Genomic DNA, 19,796 nt, shown 5'->3' with positions numbered 1-19,796 from the left:
ATTCAATTAACTCTCCTATTGAGAATTTTTTTTGATATTTGCTGTATTAAAATGATTGATTTCATAACAGTTAGGGTTAGTTAAAAAAAGCCGAGTAGTTTCACTACTCGGCTTTTTATTTATAGTACATTGGGTTAAACCCAGAATCAGCCAAAAACCTAATTCTACTTATTCTAATCGCTTGTGTATCTGTTTAAAATAGTCAAATGCATTGTGTAAATGGGTACCGTGCCATGAGAACATTTCACCATCTACAAATATCGTTTTTGCATGATGGGAACATCTACCTATCTCAAACGCATGCTCTTCTTTAAACGGATAAGGCTCAGAAGACAAAAACACTAATTCGGGATCCCCCTGTATTCTCATTTTTCTAATCTCTACCTCTGGATATCTTCCTTCCTTATTAGCATATACATTCGCAAACTTATTTAGTGTCATCAGCGTATTGATAAACGTATTGTCTCCAGCCGCCATATAAGGCTCTCTCCAGATAAAGTAAGCCGATGTCTGCTGCTCTCTTGTACTGATGAAAGACATAAAGTCCTTAATCGCGAAGTCAATCTTGTCATTCCATTTTTTGGCTTCTGTTCTTTTATTAAACAATACACCGAAGTCTTCAATCATTTGCTTATTATCTTCTAAAGTAACTACATCAGTTACCCAAACAGGACATATCCCCTTAAGACTTTCAACGATCTCAAGTGTATTCTCCTCTTTATTAGCGATAATAATATCAGGATTAAGTGCCTTTATCTTTTCTACATGCACCTTCTTAGTTCCACCTACTTTTATTTTTACTACTCCTAAGTGATAAGGGTGTACACAGAACTTAGTTATCCCCTTAATTTCATCTTCTAATCCCAAATCACATAATGTTTCTGTCTGTGATGGAACTAACGAAATTATTCTCTTGGGTACATTTTCGAAGTGATGCTCTTGCCCTATCTGATCTTTTAATACTATCATACCATTTTATTTAATATCTCTTCCATTTCTATCTGGATAGCCTTAGCTTCTAATCCTGCTTTCTCTGCAAAATCTTCCGCCTGTGATGCAAAGATAATTCCTCTAGATGAATTGATTAGTAATCCTACATTTTTATTTAATCCGTATTTGCATACATCTTGTAAGTTTCCTCCTTGAGCTCCTACTCCAGGTACTAATAAGAAACTATCAGGTACTATTTTTCTAATTTCCTCAAAGTATTCTGCTTTTGTTGCTCCTACCACATACATTAGGTTTTCTGCATTTTCATACTCTTGAGAAGTCTCTAATACTTGCTGATAAAGCGGTTTACCATCCACCTCTTTGGTCTGAAAATCAAAAGCTCCTTTATTAGAAGTTAATGCTAATAGTATCGTATGCTTATCTTTAAAAGCCAAGAAAGGCTCTACCGAATCTTTCCCCATATAAGGAGCTACAGTAACACTATCAAACGACATATCCTCAAAGAATGCCTTCGCATACATAGAAGCAGTATTTCCGATATCTCCACGCTTTGCATCTGCTATAGTATATAGCTCTGGATAATACTCATTAATATACTCTATCGTCTTGTTTAGTGACATCCATCCCTTAATACCATAAGCCTCATAAAATGCAATATTGGGCTTATAAGCGACAGCATATTGATGAGTTGCATCTATAATTGCCTTATTAAAACTAAATATAGGATCTTCCTCTTTTAATAAAAAACTAGGTATCTTATCTAAATCAACATCTAATCCTACGCATAGAAAAGATTTCTTTACTCTGATTTGCTCTATTAATTGTTGTGTAGTCATTGTGCAGCAGTTGTAGTTTAAAAAAAACCACACTATACATAAGCAAGTGTGGTTTATAATATTTAATAAAGACGATTAATAAACGTCTCCTTCTTTTAATTTCTCTGTATTACTTACTAATTGTAACTCATCGATAACTTTCTGAATATTTCCATTCATTACACCATCTAGATCATATAATGTAAGTCCTATACGGTGATCAGTTACACGTCCTTGAGGGTAGTTATAGGTTCTAATCTTAGCAGATCTATCACCACTACTTACTTGAGAAGAACGTTTAGTGGCATCTTCTGCTTGTTTTTTCGCCAACTCCATCTCGTATAAACGAGAACGCAATACAGTTAAAGCTTTGTCTTTGTTTTTGTGTTGAGATTTCTCATCCTGACATTGAGCTACCAGTCCTGTAGGAATATGCGTCATACGTACAGCTGATTTAGTTGTATTTACAGACTGACCTCCAGGTCCTGATGAACAGAAAAAGTCAATACGAACATCATTCATATCTATCTGCACATCGAACTCTTCTGCTTCTGGTAATACCATTACAGTCGCTGCTGATGTATGTACACGTCCTTGCGTCTCCGTTTGAGGAACACGCTGTACACGATGTACTCCAGCTTCATACTTTAATGTACCATAAACATCCTCTCCTGTTACCTCAAAGATTACCTCTTTATATCCTCCTGAAGTTCCTTCATTCACATCTACTACAGATGTTCTCCATCCTCTACCTTCACAGTATTTAGTATACATTCTGAATAAATCTCCTGCGAAGATACTCGCCTCATCACCACCTGTACCAGCACGTACCTCTACCATTACGTTCTTAGCATCCTCAGGGTCCTTTGGTATCAATAAGAATTTAATCTCTTCTTCTAATTCTGGCAAACGTCCTTTAGCTTCGTCTAACTGCATCTTAGCCATCTCCACCATCTCAGCATCACTTCCATCAGCTAATATCTCATTAGCCTCATCCATATTACCTTTAAGAGTTACATATTCAGCGCGTTTCTCAACTAGCTGTTTTAAATCTTTATATTCTTTATTTAACTGTACGTAACGTTTTTGATCAGCTATAACATCTGGCTGAATAATCAAGTCAGAAACTTCGTCAAAACGTTGCTTAATAATTTGTAGTCTATCTAACATATCCTAAAATAGATAATTTATTTGGTTTGCAAAGGTAAAAAAAAAGAGGAATATTTTATCATACTCCTCTTCAATTACACTACAAAAGTAGTTAATTATTTTTTAATCTCTGCAGAAAGCTCTACTTCTGTGAAAGTTTTACCTTCGTGTAAATCTTTACAAGCTGTATGTAAGCTATCAAAAGCTGCTTGTGCTGTAAAGTCTGCGATGATGTCAATACCTCCATTTAACTTAAGCGCATCTCCTTCTACTGTGTAAGTAAACTCTTTCTCTTTACTTACTCCATTCATTGTCAAGTTTACCATTACTTTACCGTCTTTAAACTCTCCAAAGAAACCATTGATATTTCCCATCATCTTAGCGAAGAACTCTACTTTTAATTTCTCATCTCTTCCTGCATCATTAGTACTTACAGACGAAGTAGTAATCACGAAGTTAGCTCCTTTTAAAGATTCTTCTAAAGTCGCTGCATCAGCTTTGACATCATTTAATTTGATATCTGTAAAAGTTCCTTTAACACCTACTTTTTTAGGAGTTTTAAAAGCTGTCCATTCCATTGTGTAGGTCAACTCTTTTGCTACAGGTGCTTCTACTTGCTCTGTTGTAGTTTCAGTAGTTGGTTCTGTTGTATTCGCATCTTTTTTCTCACCACAAGAGATTGCAAAAGCTCCAATAAAAGCTAAGGCTAAAAGTGATTTTTTCATAAATATTGAGTTTTTATTTGATAACGTCTAAAGTACTAATTTCATAACAGTTTAATCTTAATTAAACATTAATTTTTCTATAGCCTCAAAAAAGGTTATCTATCCTTACTAAAATAACAACAATAAAAAAGACGCCGATTAAGGCGTCTTCTATATGTAACTATATTAGATTATTTCTTCTCAGGTATCTGAGTTAAAATCTCTAATAAGAATTTCCAATATTTCTGTACAGATGCGATATTAGCACGCTCTACAGGGGAATGAGCTCCACGGATAGTAGGTCCAAAAGAAATCATATCCATATCAGGATAGTTAGTTCCTAAGATACCACACTCTAATCCAGCGTGACAAGCTACTACACTTGGTTTCTCTCCTACTTGTTTTTCGTAGATATCTACTAATACATCTAAGATTTCAGATTCTGAGTTAGGAGTCCATCCTGGGTAAGAACCAGAGAACTCTACTTCACATCCCATTAATTCGAATGCAGAACGCAATCCATTAGCTACATCTAACTTAGATGATTCTACTGACGAACGCGTTAGACACTTCACTACTAACTTTCCATCTCCTAATTCTACCTTAGCGATATTATTAGATGCTTCTACTAAATCTTCGAAGTCAGGAGCCATACGGTGTACACCATTATGAGCTGTATACATCGATCTCACAAAGAAGTACTGTGCCATAGAAGGCATTACTAACTTAGGAGTCTCTGCTTCTTCTAACTTATCAAATACTACTTCAAAGTCAGGGTCTACAGTATGTAACTCAGCTTTGATTTCATCTACGATAGACATCATATCAAATACGAATGCCTCGTCAAAAGTACTTGCGATGATTACCTCAGCAACGCTCTCTCTAGGAATAGCATTACGCAAACTTCCGCCTTTAATCTTAGCAATCTGTAATCCAAAGTTGTCAAAAGCATCAAATAACAATCTATTCATGATCTTATTTGCATTTCCTAACCCCTTGTGAATATCCATACCAGAGTGACCTCCTTTAAGACCTTTTACAGTGATTCTATATCCTACAGATCCTTCTGGAGTAGCTTCTTCATCATATTCAGCAGATGCAGTTACATCCACACCACCAGCACATCCGATATCTATCTCGTCATCCTCTTCAGTATCTAAGTTCAAAAGAATCTCTCCTTCTAACATACCACCTTGAAGGCCTTTAGCACCAGTCATACCAGTCTCTTCATCGATAGTAAATAACGCTTCGATAGCTGGGTGAGGGATTTCATTACTCTCTAAGATAGCCATGATAGAAGCCACACCGATACCGTTATCAGCACCTAATGTAGTACCTCTAGCTCTAACCCATCCATCTTCTACATACATGTCGATTCCTTGTGTGTCGAAGTCAAATACTGTATCGTTATTTTTTTGGTGAACCATATCTAAGTGTGATTGCATCACAATAGTCTTTCTGTTCTCCATTCCTTTAGTAGCAGGCTTTTTAATAATAACATTACCTACTTCATCTTTTATAGTTTCTAAACCTAAAGACTTACCAAAGTTCATCATAAACTCAATCACACGTTCTTCTTTCTTTGAAGGACGTGGCACTGCGTTTAGATCAGCGAACTTGTTCCATAAGTTCTTAGGCTCTAATCCTCTAACTTCTTGACTCATATCTTAATCTATTTTATTATTCAAAATATCACTTCAAATTTAGAACATTCTAAACAAATACAAGGCAATTCCCTAATAAAATTCAATAATCTAATTGTTAATATAAATCCTTATGTTTACCTAACTTAAACACTCCTTTTAAGCAAAAAACACTCTTTCCTAGTCTATTACACTAAATTTAAATCTGTATCTCTCCAACTCATCAAGATGATTCTATTTCTTTAAAAACAATTTGATTCTATTGCGCAAGAATCAACATCCCCTTAATTAATCAAAGTGAATATAAAAAAAAGGTTTCCACATAGTGAAAACCCTTTTACTAAAATAAATATAAAAACTATGAAAGATTTTTCAAATTCCCTAAGAAAGCTCCTCTTACACAGAATACTTCCCTAACATCCTGAGGGCTAACAACCAAATTATCGTAGGTCTCATTATCACTAATAAATGATAACTCACCACTCTCTGTATATCTCTTAAATCTATAACACAATACCCCTTTACCTTCTATGACTACTACATAAATACCCCATGGTTTAATATCTTCGATTGTTATTCTTTTTGTCAAAACATACGAAGACACCTTAACAGTAGGATACATATTCTCTGCCGAAATCTGAAAGGCTGTATCAATTTCTTCTTCCGTTGGAAAAACAAAACTAGGTGATGTAGCCCACGTTCTCTCTGGATTTAAGAAATACTCAAAGTGGTGATCTACTGATATCATTTTGACCTTTCTCTTTTGCAAATCTGTATTAAACACTTTATGTGTATTAGAGAAAAACAACTCATTCAAATCTATTTTGTGTTCTTTACACAGATTCATGATTTTTTCATATTGCAAAGTTTCTCTAGATTTCCATGAAGAAACTGTATTTGGTTTTACCTCTAATATATTAGCTAATTCTAAATCAGTTTTGATTCCTAATAACTGTTTTAACTTCTTAATTACACTTTCACTATTTTTCATATTTTTCGCATTTTTTAATTCTATTTTTTTTCAACCACTTTATTCGCATATTGACAACTAAACAATTATTATGCCATTAAATTAACTCAATATATTTTTATTGACATTTATTTCAAAAACAAAAAACCAAACAATTAAAAATCAGCAAATTAAATACATATACATTAACAATAAAAGTAGACTTGTAATTTTTCAATCAAGCATTATAAGGTCATATTCTAATGAATAAGTGAAGTTCTATCTAATTTAAAATCACAAATAAGATTGAACTGATTGACAATACTATTAATCGCTTTACCCTCTCCTTTCAGTACCTATATAGGTATATTTGACGTTTAAAAGTAACGGTATACACAAGCTATCCCATAGAATAACAGGTTATTTTCGGTTTTATTAGGGTATATATTACAGTTAATAAAAGCCTTTATGTAAATAAAAATTTCTCTTGTACAAACATAGATTATTCAACAATACAGTCCACACTTTGAATTTATTTTCAATAAAAATCACTTTAAACAATATTTTACATAACAAAATACCAACAATTAACTTATAATATATATTTAAAAAACAGTACAACAAATCAAATAAAACACATAGAAACAATCTTTAAAACACATTTAATCACTTAATGAGAATATCACATTTATAGCTTTTTATCAGCAGAGACATAATCTCATTCAGTGACTAAATCACAAAAAGCTAATTCCTTATTTTATATTCAATGTATAATCGCCCCTACTTTATACCCTTAGGGTATAAAGTGACATATTAAGATATAATCCTTTAGAAAAAACTCATTTAATCATAAAAAACATGGCTAGTATTACTCTTATTATTCTACAAAAAAAGAGGATCATCTCCCGACGTCCTCTTTTAATCCTGAATTACAAATAGACAGGCTATTCTACATTCAGGGTAAGTACAAATAAAAAAATACTATGCACTCTCACCTGCATAGCGCATCAAACTAAGTAATAATCTTAAACTCTTAGTAGTTTCAGATTTAAGTAATTATTTTATCAATATAATTTCTATTATAATTTTGTTCCTTTTTATATTGAGATGGAGACATTCCCATTACACTTTTAAACTGTTTGCTTAAATGACTTAAATCGTTGTAATACATCTTATTGGCAATCTCTAATAAAGTCATTTCCCCATAAGATATATACTCTTTCACACGCTCAATACGTTGATAGATATAAAACTTCTCTATCGTAATAGACTCTCGCTCCGAAAACATCTTACTTGCGTAACTATAATCTATCCCTAGATTCTCTGATATCAAATAAGATAATTTAGTAGCTAGTCTTGTGTCCTTCTGAACAATCTCTAGAATTAACTGTTTAATACTCTCTATAACGATCTCTTGCTTCTCCACTAACAACTCAAATCCTAACACCTGTAATCTTTCCTCAAAACTCGTAAGCGTCTGTTCACTTAAACTATACATGAGTGCCACTTTACCTAACTGTACCTTTGCTTCTAGTATTCCTATCTTCTTAAGCTCTTGCTCCACGACTAAAATACATCGATAGCAAACCATATTTTTAATGTGTAAAATAACTGAATACTCCTCCATATCTCCTCTTTTTAAAAAGGAGTGCCGAATGACTAATCAGCACTCCTATTATTCTATTATTAACCTAGTTTACCTTCAGCCACAAACTTCTTGTAGTTATCTTCGTTTTCGAAGTAAGCTACCTCTCCATTGTTACCGATTATTACAATGTAAGCCTCTGCTTTATCCACCGATTTTAATGAATAAGGATCTACAGCTGCACGTACAGTTGCATCCTGTGGGATTCTTGTTTTACACATTTCACAACATCCGTAATACATTTTTCCTTCGTGCTCTACTTCTAATTGTTTGTTCCCCATGTACGCATCATTTACCATACACACTAAATCACTTGGAACAGCATCTCCTTTTTTAAACTGACCATTGGCAGCCATCGCTCCAGCAGGTTCTTCGTTTTTATGCATTGAATGCATGTCGTGGTTTGCGTGATCCGCATGGTTTTCTTGTGCAGGAGCTGCTTCTACTACAGCTTCTTTTTTCTCTCCACAAGCGATAGTAAGTAAACTTAATCCTACTACTGCTAAACTTCTAATTGCAAATGTTCTCATAATCATCATTTTTATTACATTAATTTTTGTTCATTCATTATCTCTTCTGTTGCCATCTTTAAGATTTTAGCACCTGGTGTTATATCACCGAATACCTCTACCATCATTCCGTTTACACGTCCTTTAGCAACTTTTATATGGTAAGCTGTACCATTCTTTACCTCTATTATATACATCCCAAGATTGCTATCTACTAAGGCTGACTTAGGAACAAAGAATGTAGGCTCAGTACTTTTTAAGTTTACAGTAGCATCTGCTATCATATTGGGCTTAAGTAAATGCTCACCATTGCTGATATCAGCTTGGATCTGCTCAGAACGCAACTTTAAGTCTAAACTTCCTGCCCTACGTGTTACTACACCTGTAAACTCCTTTTGTGGTAGTGTACGCACTTTAAACTTCACGGTATCTCCTTCTTTTACATAAGGTGTATTAGCCTCCGAAATAGATAAATTTAAACGCAACTTACCTGTATCCTCTACAATAAGAAGTGGCAACTTACTCATCGGCCCTACATAAGCTCCTTTATCCACCTGTCTATCTGTAACTACCCCGTCAAATGGCGCTCTAATCACTAAGTACTGATCGATATTTTTCATCTCCTCATACGCTGATTTAGATGCTGCTAACTGTGCTTTATCAGCTAACATCTTAGCGGTTACTTGCTCTAAATAATCAGGTGCTATCGCTCCCTGCGTCTGATTTGCTTTTAATGTTCTGTCGTACGTTGCTTTAGTTGCAATATAGATTGCCTCTTGTCCTTTCCATTTAGACTGTGCATTTGCTACCTGTGCTTGTATCTCTGGAGCGTCAAGTATCATCATCACTTGTCCTTTCTTTACTGTACTCCCGATGTCTACTTTTAGGTCAGTCACATAACTGTTCACTTTAGCAAATATCTCTGTACGCTGGTCTGCTCTTAACTCACCAGGCAGTTGTAAGGGAACAGCAGGATTCATCTTCTCTATCGCTACTGTTTCCATTTTATTCATCGCCATATTCATTCCTCCCTTTTCATCTTTTGCGTCTTTTACTTCAGGAGTCTTCTTATCTGCACACGCCGTAAATACAACAAGGCTAACAAGTGCTATATATAATCTTTTCATTTTCTTATTTATTTTCAATCGGTGAATAATGAGTACTTTCTTCGTCTTCTGGGTCTAATGATGGAGATGTTCTATCCACTTTATTCATTACCCAAGCAAATACCATCGGCAAGATGATCAACACAGATACAGTAGAAGCTAACAAACCTCCGATAACTGCTCTTCCCAGTGGTGCTACCTGCTCACTTCCTTCTCCGTGTCCTATCGCCATAGGTAACATACCTGCTATCATCGCTATCGTTGTCATCGCAATTGGTCTAATACGAAGCTTAGTAGCCTCTATAGCCGCAGCTGTTGCTGTCCATCCTGTTTTTCTCAATGTCTCCGCATTGTTAATCAACAGTACAGCATTGGCAATAGACACCCCGACTGACATAATGATTCCCATATAAGACTGTAGATTGACAGTAGACCCCGTTGCTTTCAGTAATAATAAAGATCCCAACATAACAAATGGCACTGTAGTCAAGATCACAAACGACACTTTAAATGATTGGAAGTTAGCCGTAAGCATTAAGAAGATTACTATAATAGCAATTAACAGTCCACTTGCCAAGCTATTCATCGTATCATCTAACACTGGAGCCATACCCATTAACTGTACGTTTACTCCTTTTGGCAATTCACCTAATTCAGCTATCGCTTTTTCCACATCTTCTTTTGCTCTATTTAAGTCTGTTTTATGCACGTTAGCAATCACAGTAATGTATCCCATCGTTCCCTCATTGTAACTTTCTGCAAGTGCTTTGCCCTCTGTTACTGTAGCCACGTCACTTAACACAGGTCTATCTGAGTTCTTGCTCAACGGAATATTCTCTAATTCCTGCTTACTGTTTAATTGATTTTGAGGCATCTGTACTTGTACATCATACGCAATACCCATCATACCTCCTACCCACATATTACGATTCGTATAACGAGACGAAGCAGTAGTAGCTACTAATGATTTGGCAATATCCATAGCGTCTAAGCCAAGCTGTGCTGCACGTACTCTATCTATATTGATTTCGTATGATGGATAATTCATTGAGATAGGCATCTTCTGATCACGCATATAGTCTATCTCATTTAACTTCACTAACAACTTATTAGCTGTCATCATATTCATCTTACGCATCATACCAGATACCCTAATCTCGATAGGCGTATTTGTTCCTTGACTCAAGATCTTCTCTGTTAATTCGATCGGTTCGAATGTCAGTTTTAACTCTGGCATTTTCTCTTTAATACGCTCGCGTATCTGATCTTTTAACTCATCTGTATTACCACCGAAATCTTTAAATGCGATCTGCATAGAAGCTTCGTGAGGCCCTGCATTATATAAGTAAATAGGGCTTACCGCAAACGATGAAGGGTGCTGTCCTACGAAAGCTGATGATATCGCTATCTTCTCTTTTCCAAACAAGTCTTCTAACTCTGTCAACAGTTTCTTCACTTTAATTTCCGTATGCTCGATACGCGTCCCCTCAGGTGCTGTAATACGCAGTTGTACTTGACTTGAGTTCACTGTTGGCAATACGTCTTTACCAATGTTTTGGTACATAAATGCCACTGATAAAAACGCCAATACAATAGATCCTACAACAATCATCTTCTTCATTGGCATCACTTTCTCGATACCTGCCACTACTCTATTCTTAAACTTATCAAATCCTTTGGCTTCTTCAGGAATCGCGTGCTTAGATGGATCATACTTCATCAGCCAGTTAGCCATAATCGGCACGAAAGTCTGAGATAATAAGAAGGATACTGTCATCGCAAATCCAATAGACATCGCCAATGGCATAAATAATGCTCCTGGAATACCCGTCATCATAAAGGCTGGTGCAAATACCGCCAAGATGCTAAATAAGATTAACAGCTTAGGGAACGCAATCTCCTTACACGCATCCCATATCGCCTGTGCCTTATTCTTGCCAAGGGCAAAGTGCTGATGTATATTCTCTATGGTCACGGTACTCTCATCCACCAAGATTCCTATCGCTAAGGCTAATCCAGATAAAGTCATAATATTAATCGTCTGACCAAACATCTTTAAGAATAGTACTGCTGATATAATAGCAATCGGAATAGTCATAATCACGATTAAGGCTCCACGTGGATCTCTTAGGAACAGCATAACCATTAACCCTGTTAACAATGCTCCTAGTACTCCCTCTACGATTAAACTCTTTACCGCATTAATAACATTCACTGATTGGTCAAACTCATAAGAGATTTTCACATCATCAGGTAAGTTATTCTGAATCATTGGCAACGACTCTTTTAACTTCTCTACTACATCATATGTAGATGCTTTACCTGATTTAGCAATGTTGATATATACAGATCGTTTTCCATCTACTAAAGCGTATCCTGTAGTAATATCTGCACCATCTTTTACCGTTGCAACATCACGGATAAACACGTTATCTACTTGTCCTTTAAACAAAGGAATATCTCCAAACTCCGCTACTGTCTTAAGCGTATTATTAGTAGGAGTCAAATAGTTCTTGTCTCCTACATATACGTTACCAGAAGGCATCGTTACGTTTTGTCTAATAATCGCTTCTACCACTTGCTCTGGGCTGATATGGTGTGTGCGTAGTTTATTTGGGTCGATATTAATCTCTATCGTACGAGGCGATCCCCCAAATGGTGGTGCTGTAGTCAGTCCAGGAATCTTAATCAAGAAAGGACGTGCAGCAAAGTTGGCAATATCTTGAAGCTCATTATTCGTCTTCGTTTCTGAACGGAATACTAACTGCCCAACAGGTTGAGAAGAAGCATCAAAACGAATAATAAACGGTGGCGGTGCTCCTGGTGGCAAGAAGATTACTGAACGGTTAGACAGTGCTGAGATAGACGCAATAGCCTCTCCCATATCTGTACCCTCGTAAAACTCTATTTTCATCAGGGTCAACCCTTGTGTATTCTTAGTATCGATACTCTTAATACCATTGGCGAAAAGCATCATATTCACATACATCTTCGTGAAATAACCTTCCATTTGCTGTGGTGTGTACCCATTAAATGAGTGGGCAATGTACACCACTGGTAAGTTCATTTCAGGAAGTATATCTACTGGAATCTCTTTAGAAGACTTTATTCCGAAGAACAACAATCCTATTACCAATACCATAATAGATATCGGCTTGCGCAGGGCAAAACGAATTAAATTCATACTATCTTATTTTAGGGGAATAGCGTTTAACAAATATTGAATATCACCATAAGCTGATGCTTGTAACAGTAGCGATTGCCACACATTGTTTTGAGCGATTTCGTAGTCTATCTCTGCGCGTTGTAGGGTATACAGCGCTTGAGTAAAATCAACTAAGTTGCTCAATCCATTGTCGTATAAAGCTTTCTGTTGTTTAAAAGCTACATCTGCAGCCTCTAACTGTATCTTGCTTTGTGTCCACACCGCTTCTGCGTTAGTATACTTCTCTTTGGTTAAAGTGATTTGGTTAGCCAATTCTTTATCCATTTGATCGAATTCATACGCATAGCTCTTTGTGATGTATTCTTGTTGTTTACGCTTATATGTTGTTCTAAAATAATTAGATATATTCCAAGTCAATTGAAGCCCTACTAAGTAGTTCCCTCTATCGATACCTACCCCCTTACCATAAGCTGTAGAGTAAGCACTGTTATCCTGCACGTAGTTATAATCAAACCCAGATCCTCTACCTTGTAGTACTCCGAAGGCATTCAGCGTAGGTAGACTACCTTTAGTCACTAAGCGTTCCATAGACTCACTTTGCTCTATTTTGCTCTCTTGCCATAATAGTACAGGGTGTTGATCTCTTGATTTAGTAGGCTCTTCTAATAGCATAGGCTTGTCTAATACGAATACATCATCTAACGTATAAAGCTTCGTTTGCTCATCTAATAACACTGCTAAGTGTTTATTAAACTCTATCTCTTTATCATACGATTTGATGTGTAATGCTTCTGCATTAGCTACTTCAGCCATTGCTAATCGCTCATCTACTTGTGGTAATAAGCCACTCTTTGCCTTAGCAGCTGTAACTTCGTGGAATACTCTCGCGCGCTCCAAATTCTTTTGTTGCACATATTTAATACGCTGAGAGGCTAATAGGTTCAAGTACGTAGCACTTACTTTTACTTGTTGTTGAAAAATCTCTTGTTCTAAATCCTTAAGATTAACCGACTGTTGAGCCTTTGCCATAGTTATGCTTTCCTTCGTTTTACCAAAAGAGAAGATATTCCAATTGACATTAGCAAAATATAATGAACCAAAAGCTGCATTCCAACTCTGCTCTGCTAAGGGCATAGAGGTAGCTGCAGATCCTAATCCTCCGTATGCATACATCGGACCGTTCTGCGCATTGATGGTACCGAAACTTTGTTGGGCACCGAATGTTAAATCAGGAAAGTAATTTCCTTTTTGGTTGGTAGTATTTTCTTCAGAAGCACGAAGTCTTGCTTCTTTGACCTTAATCAGGTCATATCGTTCTATAGCCTGTTTTAATGCAGCGTCTAACGTGAGTTTTTGTCCATAAGACATAGACGTCGCACCCAATAGGACAAACAGTGCTATCCTATTAATTTTCATATGAAAAGATGTGATTAATTATACAATATTATTGTATACTTATCCTCCTCTTTAGGGCAATATTACCCTACTAATTAAGCCTATATATCTATTAACGATTCACAAGACCTCCAGTCTTAGCTAATCAGATAAGGACAATAAATGGATAGGGACAGTATCTGCTAAAGCAAAATACGGTGAATAAGTATGCTTAAAACATTGTATTTAATCAAAGTCTATAAACGCAATTCTTGATATACAGCGGGATAGATTTAACCTTGTATAAATAGTAAGTATAAGTAGTAAAATTATCTTGTACAGTAGTGGCGAACTCATATACAGCACCGAAGTAACGGTGCAATATCGCATCTGCAAAGAAGTTTATTTTTAAGATTTTAAATGAATTGTTCTGTACCTCAGCTTTCACCTTTACCACTTCTACTTTTTCTTCGCAGCAGTACTTCTTAGGTTCTTTTACTGTCTTACCTGTTCTTGCACAGAATCCACAGTTATAATCGTCAGTCTGGGTATTAGACATACTCGTTTGCTGCACTAATCCTTGGCAGATGTGCTGATATGTACTGAAGCCTGAAGCCAAGCCTGTGTACAATAATGCGAATAATATGACGAATAGTTTTTTCATAATCTTAGGGTCAAAAGTAATACTCTCATCCCACGGAGTTGTTATATTATTTTGGTTAGTTGTTGTATAATTATTGTGTTTATCTCTTTAGTTGATAGTTATAAAGAAGTTCTAGCAAGTCAGACTGTGAAGTATTAAAAGAATAACCTCCTAAGCGGTATGCTTAGGAGATTATATATTTTCAACTATACTATAACCGAAACTCTTAAATCAAGAGTCCTCTAACTTTAGTTCATTAATTAACAGCACTTTTGTTTCCATTATTCCCTTTTAGCTTCTTATCCTAAATCATCTTCTATCATTTTATCTTGACTTTCTATACACCTTCATAAAGTTAACCGTTACTCTCTCAACGCACTATCACTATTCAAAAACATTTACCACCTCCCACAGGACTACTAAACTATTTAAAAACTGGTCTATTCTTCCCTACCTAATTTACAAGACATTTGCCTCGAAATTTTAAACGAATAAATACTTATGACAACAACTAACACTGGAGTAACTAAACTACAAGTAACTCTTAAAAACACAACGGCTACTCTAGTAAAAGCAACTTTAGAACACTTAGAAGACGCAGCGATGTTATTCGATATGTATCGCGTATTCTACAGACAAGAATCTAACTACGAGAAAGGAAAACAATTCTTAAAAGACCGCCTATCAAATGATCAGTCACATATCTTCTTAGCCTATGTAGATGGGCAGGCAGTGGGATTCGTACAGTTATACGAACTGTTTCACTATATCAAACTAGAGAAACAATGGCTGTTAAGTGATCTATTCGTACACCCAGAGTACAGAGGTATTGGGCTATCAGTGGCGATTATCGACAGAGCGAAGCAGTGGTGTGACGAGACGAATGCGTGTGGACTTATGCTAGAAACAGAGAAGACGAACGACATCGGTAATACACTATACCCTAGATGCGGATTCGTATATGACGGTGGACATAACTATTACTACTGGTGGAAGTAGTATTTGGCTAATACGTGATGTAGGTTAAAAAGGTATTCTCACGAATACCTTTTTTTGTTTATTTTATATAGCCATTGCTCTTAAATATCTCAATCGCTTTTTGGTAAAAGTCTTCTTGATTATCCCCTTTAGTCGGCAGTAGGAATCTTCTTACTTTTCGCTTGCCTATACTATCCTTAAATCGAATATCAAATCCTATGGTATTGATATTCGTACGTTTGACAAATTCAACATCGATAACGTCTTTCTTCTCTATTACACTAGCTTTAGATAAATCACTGTTAGTATAAATACTATAAATAAGATACCCCATAATAGCCAGTGGAATAAGAGCGTAATACCAACTCACATAGATGTAGGAAAGTACTGATAACACTATCATAATCAAAACAATAAACTTCATCCACTTCAGGAATCCTTCCTCTTGTCCTAATACGATTGCTTTTTTATATGTGATATTACCGTCGTGTGTAAACACTAATCGCTCACTCGGTTCTAAGATAAGATGGCAATATTCGCTTCTGCCTTTTATTACAGCCTGACGCACTGTAGACTTATCAACTTCTGTAATACTTAGCTTATATCTATAACAATTAGCACTTTCTTCTAATTGCTCGAAGTCTTCTTCCATTATATCAGTCAGTGTATCCCAAATCAATTCAGACACTTCTTTGCCTTCTTTTTCTATCGCTAGAGGAGTACCTTCACTGACTATCTCCTCGTCATTAGTAGTGATCAGTACACGCTTATGACCTACTCCATCACTATACATAATCCTAGACATCTTCATCGTGTCTGATAACACAAAGGTCATCACCTTAGCATCCTTAATCAGATACATCTCCTCACATAGATTCTCTTCTATAAACACTACCGTTCCATGATCCGTAAAGCAGATATCGCAGTATCCGTGCTCGGTATTACCCGAAGTCGCTTCTTCGAATGAAATCTCTTTCACCAATTCTAACTCTAAACCGATCTGTTTTTTTAATAGATCAAGAGAATTCTTATATGTCTTACCAATGACAATGCCCGATAAACTGTAACCCATAGTCTACTTTATTAGCTGTTCAATATCAATACTAAATTTACATTGTTTTTAGATACAAAATACTGATAGCTATAAGAAAATGAAAAAATAATTACATTTGATTACCATTACTATTAAAAACTGTTTTTCGATAGTGCTGTCCCCACGCCATAATCTCAGTGATAACTCCCTCTAAGGTCTTGCCATATTCTGTTAATTCATACTCCACAGTAATCGGTTTTGTATTTACCACAGTGCGGCTAATTAGGTGATTTGCCTCTAAGTCCTGAAGTTCTTTTGACAGCATCTTAGTACCTATTCCCTCTACTTCACGCATCAGATCCATATACCTCATCTTCCCTCCATATAAGAGCGTTCCGATGATATACACCTTCCATTTTCCCGAGAGTAAACTCATGGTATCCTTGATTGCAACTATTCTAGTTTGGCATTGGGAAGACTTGTTTAACGGAGTTTTATCTTTCATCTCTATTTCTTTTTTAATACCTATTTTAGGTACTATAAAAGTAATTATTTCAGTAGTAGTATCCTATAGGAAAGTAGTTCCTTTTTGGAAAGTAATAGGGAAGCTCTAAACTAGAATCTTGACCTTTGACAAAAATACAATATTATGAAAACAACAAAAATAACCTTTTGGGTATCCACTTCTTTATTTTCTCTTTTTATGTTATTTAGCGCCTATAACTATATAGCATCACCAGAGATGAAAGAGGCGTTTGTATACCTAGGGTTTCCTGATTACTTCAGAATAGAATTAGCCATAGCAAAAGCATTAGGAGCCATCGTTATCTTACTTCCATTCTTATCATCAAAGATAAGAGGATTTGCCTATGCAGGGTTTACCATTAACCTAATATCCGCAGCAGTAGCACATCTATCAATGGGAGAACCTATTAGTTCATTAGGTTTTATAGTAGTGGCAGCAGTTTTATTAGGAGTTTCTTACTGGAGTTCATTAACCCAAAATAGCACTAAGCAAAACTAATTCTATTGCATTAAGGCCAGACTAGATAAGTCTCGCCTTAATGCATTTATGTACAGATCTACTATAAAGTAAACAAGATTATCTACAATTATCCCAAAATCATCGTTAACTAAATACTACAAAATAATTCTATTTCATAGTTCATTACTGCTGAGCCTTGCTTAGCTCCCAACTCACGATAAGTCTTTTCTTCTCAGGTCCCCACATATATCCACCTAGTAGTCCCGTCTGCTGTATCACACGATGACAGGGGATTAACACTGCGATAGGATTGCGTCCTATGGCTGTCCCCACTGCTCTACTAGCTCCAGGATTTTCTAACTGCTCAGCCAATAATCCATAAGTACTTAATTGCCCTTCAGGAATCTGTAACAACGCCTCCCAAACTTTTAATTGGAATGGAGTTCCCTTTAGGTGTAGTTTGACTTGGGTTAAATCTCCTTGTCTGTTTAATATACTGATAACCGCCTTATGTATCTCCTTCTTCTCTTCTATTAATGTCGCATTTTTAAAGTCTTGACGTACCCGATCTAATCCATCATTATCATCCACGACAAATGCGATATGACATATCCCCTTCACAGTAGAGGCGACAACCATCTTGCCAAACAAGGTATCCCAATAGCTGTAGCTAATCACTAAAGTAGCTCCCCCATTAACATACTCATTCGGAGTCATTCCTTCGATAGACACAAACATATCGTGTAGTCGGCTACTACTGCTCAGTCCTACCTCATCTGCTACATCAAACAGGGTGTTTTCTAACTTCGCTTTGATGACATATTTAGCATAATTCAGTGTGATATACCTCAAGAATTGCTTAGGACTACTACCTACCCACGCTGTAAATAAACGTTGAAAGTGAGAATCACTTAACCCCACAGCACTTGCTATCTCAGATAGACTAGGCTGTCGATAGTGATTAGCTACGATATAGGCTATCGCTTCTCTTGCTGTTTCATATTGTTTATTTACTTCCATATCATTCATTAGGTTATACAAGTATACAAAGAAATACAATCGTATTAATTCCTACAATCCATTTCTTGCTATTCATTAATAATAGCTTTATACAACAAAGCTTACTTATATTATATTTCTTTGCTACATAACTAGTTACTTTCTAAACATATAATATGGGGTACAACATTAATGCTGCTTATGCTGTTTTCTATATTGTATAGGTGTTAACCCTGTCTTCTTCTTAAAGAATCTCCCGAAGTATGACTCTTCTTTAAAGTTCAAGTCTAAAGCGATCTGAGATACCGTAGCATTAGTCTGTATTAATCTACTCTTAGATTCTTCTATCAGATATTTATGGATAAAATAACTAGCGGGTTGATTAGATATCTCTTTCACTAGATCATTGAGGTAATGAGGGTGTACATTGAGCAGTTCTGCATACTGAGACACTTGTTTTAATTCTATCGCACGCTGAGTAACTAAGAGCTGATACTTCGCCACTAATTGCTCTTGTCTAGATAATACAAAAGGAGTTGCTGTGACTTGTTTATTATAAATACGCTCTGCTTCAATCAAGATAATATTCAAGAACATTCTCACTAATAGATCATCGTTGAAAGTTTCCTTTTGACATTGCTCTTGGTTCAACTTCCAAAACAGGTGACTCATCATCTCTACCTCTCTTTCTCCGAGCTGTACATAAGGAGCCTTATCCATCTGAAAGAATGGGATGCTATTTAGCTTTATCTGATGCTTAATACACAACAAGAAGTAATCTGAATCAAATAGGCACATAATCCCCTCTAAATCTTCTGTCCACGTTTTAATCTGGTGTAACTGATTATCAGATACGAAGTACATCATCTGCTCGCCAAACTTATATTCTTTATGTCCTATGGTTTCTATCACCTCTCCTTTAGTCACTAGTACCATACTGTAAAAACGCTTGCGTGTACGGCTTCCTAAGAATAGGTCACCTCTCTTCTTTAAATCAGCTAAAGAAAAGACTTCCATATACCCTGCACCTTCCTTATAAAGGAGTGTGCTACACTCTTCACAGCTGTTATCCTCAGGTACTAAGAAATGATTCTTAAAGTCCTGTATAGTATCTAAATCCTTGATTTCTTTATTCTTTTGGCTCATA

General features: G+C 35.9%; 18 protein-coding genes. 2 read left to right on the top strand and 16 right to left on the bottom strand.

Features of this window, described 5'->3' with window-relative positions:
• Positions 1 to 168: 168 nt before the first annotated feature.
• The 12 genes from LNQ81_RS12140 to LNQ81_RS12085 all read right to left on the bottom strand — a co-directional run bounded on the left by LNQ81_RS12140 (position 169) and on the right by LNQ81_RS12085 (position 14,675).
• Positions 169 to 969: an ABC transporter substrate-binding protein gene (locus LNQ81_RS12140; protein ID WP_229947059.1), complete on the bottom strand. Its 801-nt coding sequence runs from the start codon at positions 967 to 969 to the stop codon at positions 169 to 171.
• Positions 966 to 1,787 (bottom strand): orotidine-5'-phosphate decarboxylase, encoded by an 822-nt coding sequence (pyrF, locus tag LNQ81_RS12135; RefSeq protein WP_229947058.1) that lies wholly within the window; start codon positions 1,785 to 1,787, stop codon positions 966 to 968. The genes LNQ81_RS12140 and pyrF overlap by 4 nt, the downstream gene beginning before the upstream one ends.
• 75 nt (positions 1,788 to 1,862) lie before the next feature.
• Entirely contained in the window at positions 1,863 to 2,936 is a 1,074-nt protein-coding gene (gene prfA / locus LNQ81_RS12130) for a peptide chain release factor 1 (protein WP_229947056.1), read from the bottom strand.
• A 95-nt stretch (positions 2,937 to 3,031) separates the two neighbouring features.
• Positions 3,032 to 3,640, bottom strand: coding sequence for a YceI family protein (locus LNQ81_RS12125; RefSeq protein WP_229947055.1), 609 nt, complete (start codon positions 3,638 to 3,640; stop codon positions 3,032 to 3,034).
• Positions 3,641 to 3,810: 170 nt separating this feature from the next.
• On the bottom strand, positions 3,811 to 5,283 hold the full coding sequence (locus LNQ81_RS12120; protein ID WP_229947053.1) for an aminoacyl-histidine dipeptidase: 1,473 nt from the start codon (positions 5,281 to 5,283) through the stop codon (positions 3,811 to 3,813).
• Between the two features lie 337 nt (positions 5,284 to 5,620).
• Complete coding sequence (locus LNQ81_RS12115; protein WP_229947051.1) at positions 5,621 to 6,253, bottom strand: LexA family transcriptional regulator; 633 nt, start codon at positions 6,251 to 6,253, stop codon at positions 5,621 to 5,623.
• A 1,006-nt stretch (positions 6,254 to 7,259) separates the two neighbouring features.
• Positions 7,260 to 7,838, bottom strand: coding sequence for a helix-turn-helix domain-containing protein (locus LNQ81_RS12110; protein ID WP_229947050.1), 579 nt, complete (start codon positions 7,836 to 7,838; stop codon positions 7,260 to 7,262).
• A gap of 59 nt (positions 7,839 to 7,897) precedes the next feature.
• A complete protein-coding gene (locus LNQ81_RS12105) occupies positions 7,898 to 8,386 on the bottom strand; it encodes a hypothetical protein (RefSeq protein WP_229947048.1) in 489 nt (162 codons plus the stop codon).
• Between the two features lie 14 nt (positions 8,387 to 8,400).
• Positions 8,401 to 9,492 (bottom strand): efflux RND transporter periplasmic adaptor subunit, encoded by a 1,092-nt coding sequence (locus LNQ81_RS12100; RefSeq protein WP_229947047.1) that lies wholly within the window; start codon positions 9,490 to 9,492, stop codon positions 8,401 to 8,403.
• 4 nt (positions 9,493 to 9,496) lie between these two features.
• Positions 9,497 to 12,655: an efflux RND transporter permease subunit gene (locus LNQ81_RS12095; RefSeq protein ID WP_229947046.1), complete on the bottom strand. Its 3,159-nt coding sequence runs from the start codon at positions 12,653 to 12,655 to the stop codon at positions 9,497 to 9,499.
• Positions 12,656 to 12,661: 6 nt separating this feature from the next.
• Positions 12,662 to 14,053 (bottom strand): TolC family protein, encoded by a 1,392-nt coding sequence (locus LNQ81_RS12090; RefSeq protein WP_229947044.1) that lies wholly within the window; start codon positions 14,051 to 14,053, stop codon positions 12,662 to 12,664.
• A gap of 208 nt (positions 14,054 to 14,261) precedes the next feature.
• Positions 14,262 to 14,675, bottom strand: coding sequence for an HYC_CC_PP family protein (locus LNQ81_RS12085; RefSeq protein ID WP_229947042.1), 414 nt, complete (start codon positions 14,673 to 14,675; stop codon positions 14,262 to 14,264).
• A gap of 480 nt (positions 14,676 to 15,155) precedes the next feature.
• Here LNQ81_RS12085 and LNQ81_RS12080 point away from each other — a divergent pair, with 480 nt between their 5' ends.
• A complete protein-coding gene (locus tag LNQ81_RS12080; RefSeq protein WP_121965048.1) occupies positions 15,156 to 15,653 on the top strand; it encodes a GNAT family N-acetyltransferase in 498 nt (165 codons plus the stop codon).
• Positions 15,654 to 15,711: 58 nt separating this feature from the next.
• Here the strand turns inward: LNQ81_RS12080 and LNQ81_RS12075 are convergent, their stop codons facing one another.
• Both LNQ81_RS12075 and LNQ81_RS12070 read right to left on the bottom strand, forming a co-directional pair.
• Positions 15,712 to 16,704, bottom strand: a complete 993-nt coding sequence (locus LNQ81_RS12075) for a hypothetical protein (protein ID WP_229947040.1) — start codon at positions 16,702 to 16,704, stop codon at positions 15,712 to 15,714.
• A gap of 91 nt (positions 16,705 to 16,795) precedes the next feature.
• A complete protein-coding gene (locus tag LNQ81_RS12070; protein ID WP_229947038.1) occupies positions 16,796 to 17,170 on the bottom strand; it encodes a winged helix-turn-helix transcriptional regulator in 375 nt (124 codons plus the stop codon).
• 144 nt (positions 17,171 to 17,314) lie between these two features.
• Between LNQ81_RS12070 and LNQ81_RS12065 the strand changes: the two genes are divergently transcribed.
• A complete protein-coding gene (locus LNQ81_RS12065; RefSeq protein WP_229947037.1) occupies positions 17,315 to 17,689 on the top strand; it encodes a DoxX family protein in 375 nt (124 codons plus the stop codon).
• A 144-nt stretch (positions 17,690 to 17,833) separates the two neighbouring features.
• On the opposite strand, the gene LNQ81_RS12060 is transcribed toward LNQ81_RS12065, so the two are convergent.
• Positions 17,834 to 18,670: a bifunctional transcriptional activator/DNA repair enzyme AdaA gene (locus LNQ81_RS12060; protein WP_229947035.1), complete on the bottom strand. Its 837-nt coding sequence runs from the start codon at positions 18,668 to 18,670 to the stop codon at positions 17,834 to 17,836.
• A gap of 168 nt (positions 18,671 to 18,838) precedes the next feature.
• Positions 18,839 to 19,795: an AraC family transcriptional regulator gene (locus LNQ81_RS12055; RefSeq protein ID WP_229947033.1), complete on the bottom strand. Its 957-nt coding sequence runs from the start codon at positions 19,793 to 19,795 to the stop codon at positions 18,839 to 18,841.
• Position 19,796 lies beyond the last annotated feature (1 nt).

The sequence above is a fragment of the Myroides oncorhynchi genome (assembly GCF_020905415.1).
Lineage (GTDB): Bacteria > Bacteroidota > Bacteroidia > Flavobacteriales > Flavobacteriaceae > Flavobacterium > Flavobacterium oncorhynchi_A.
This window is presented reverse-complemented; position numbering and strand designations above follow the sequence as displayed.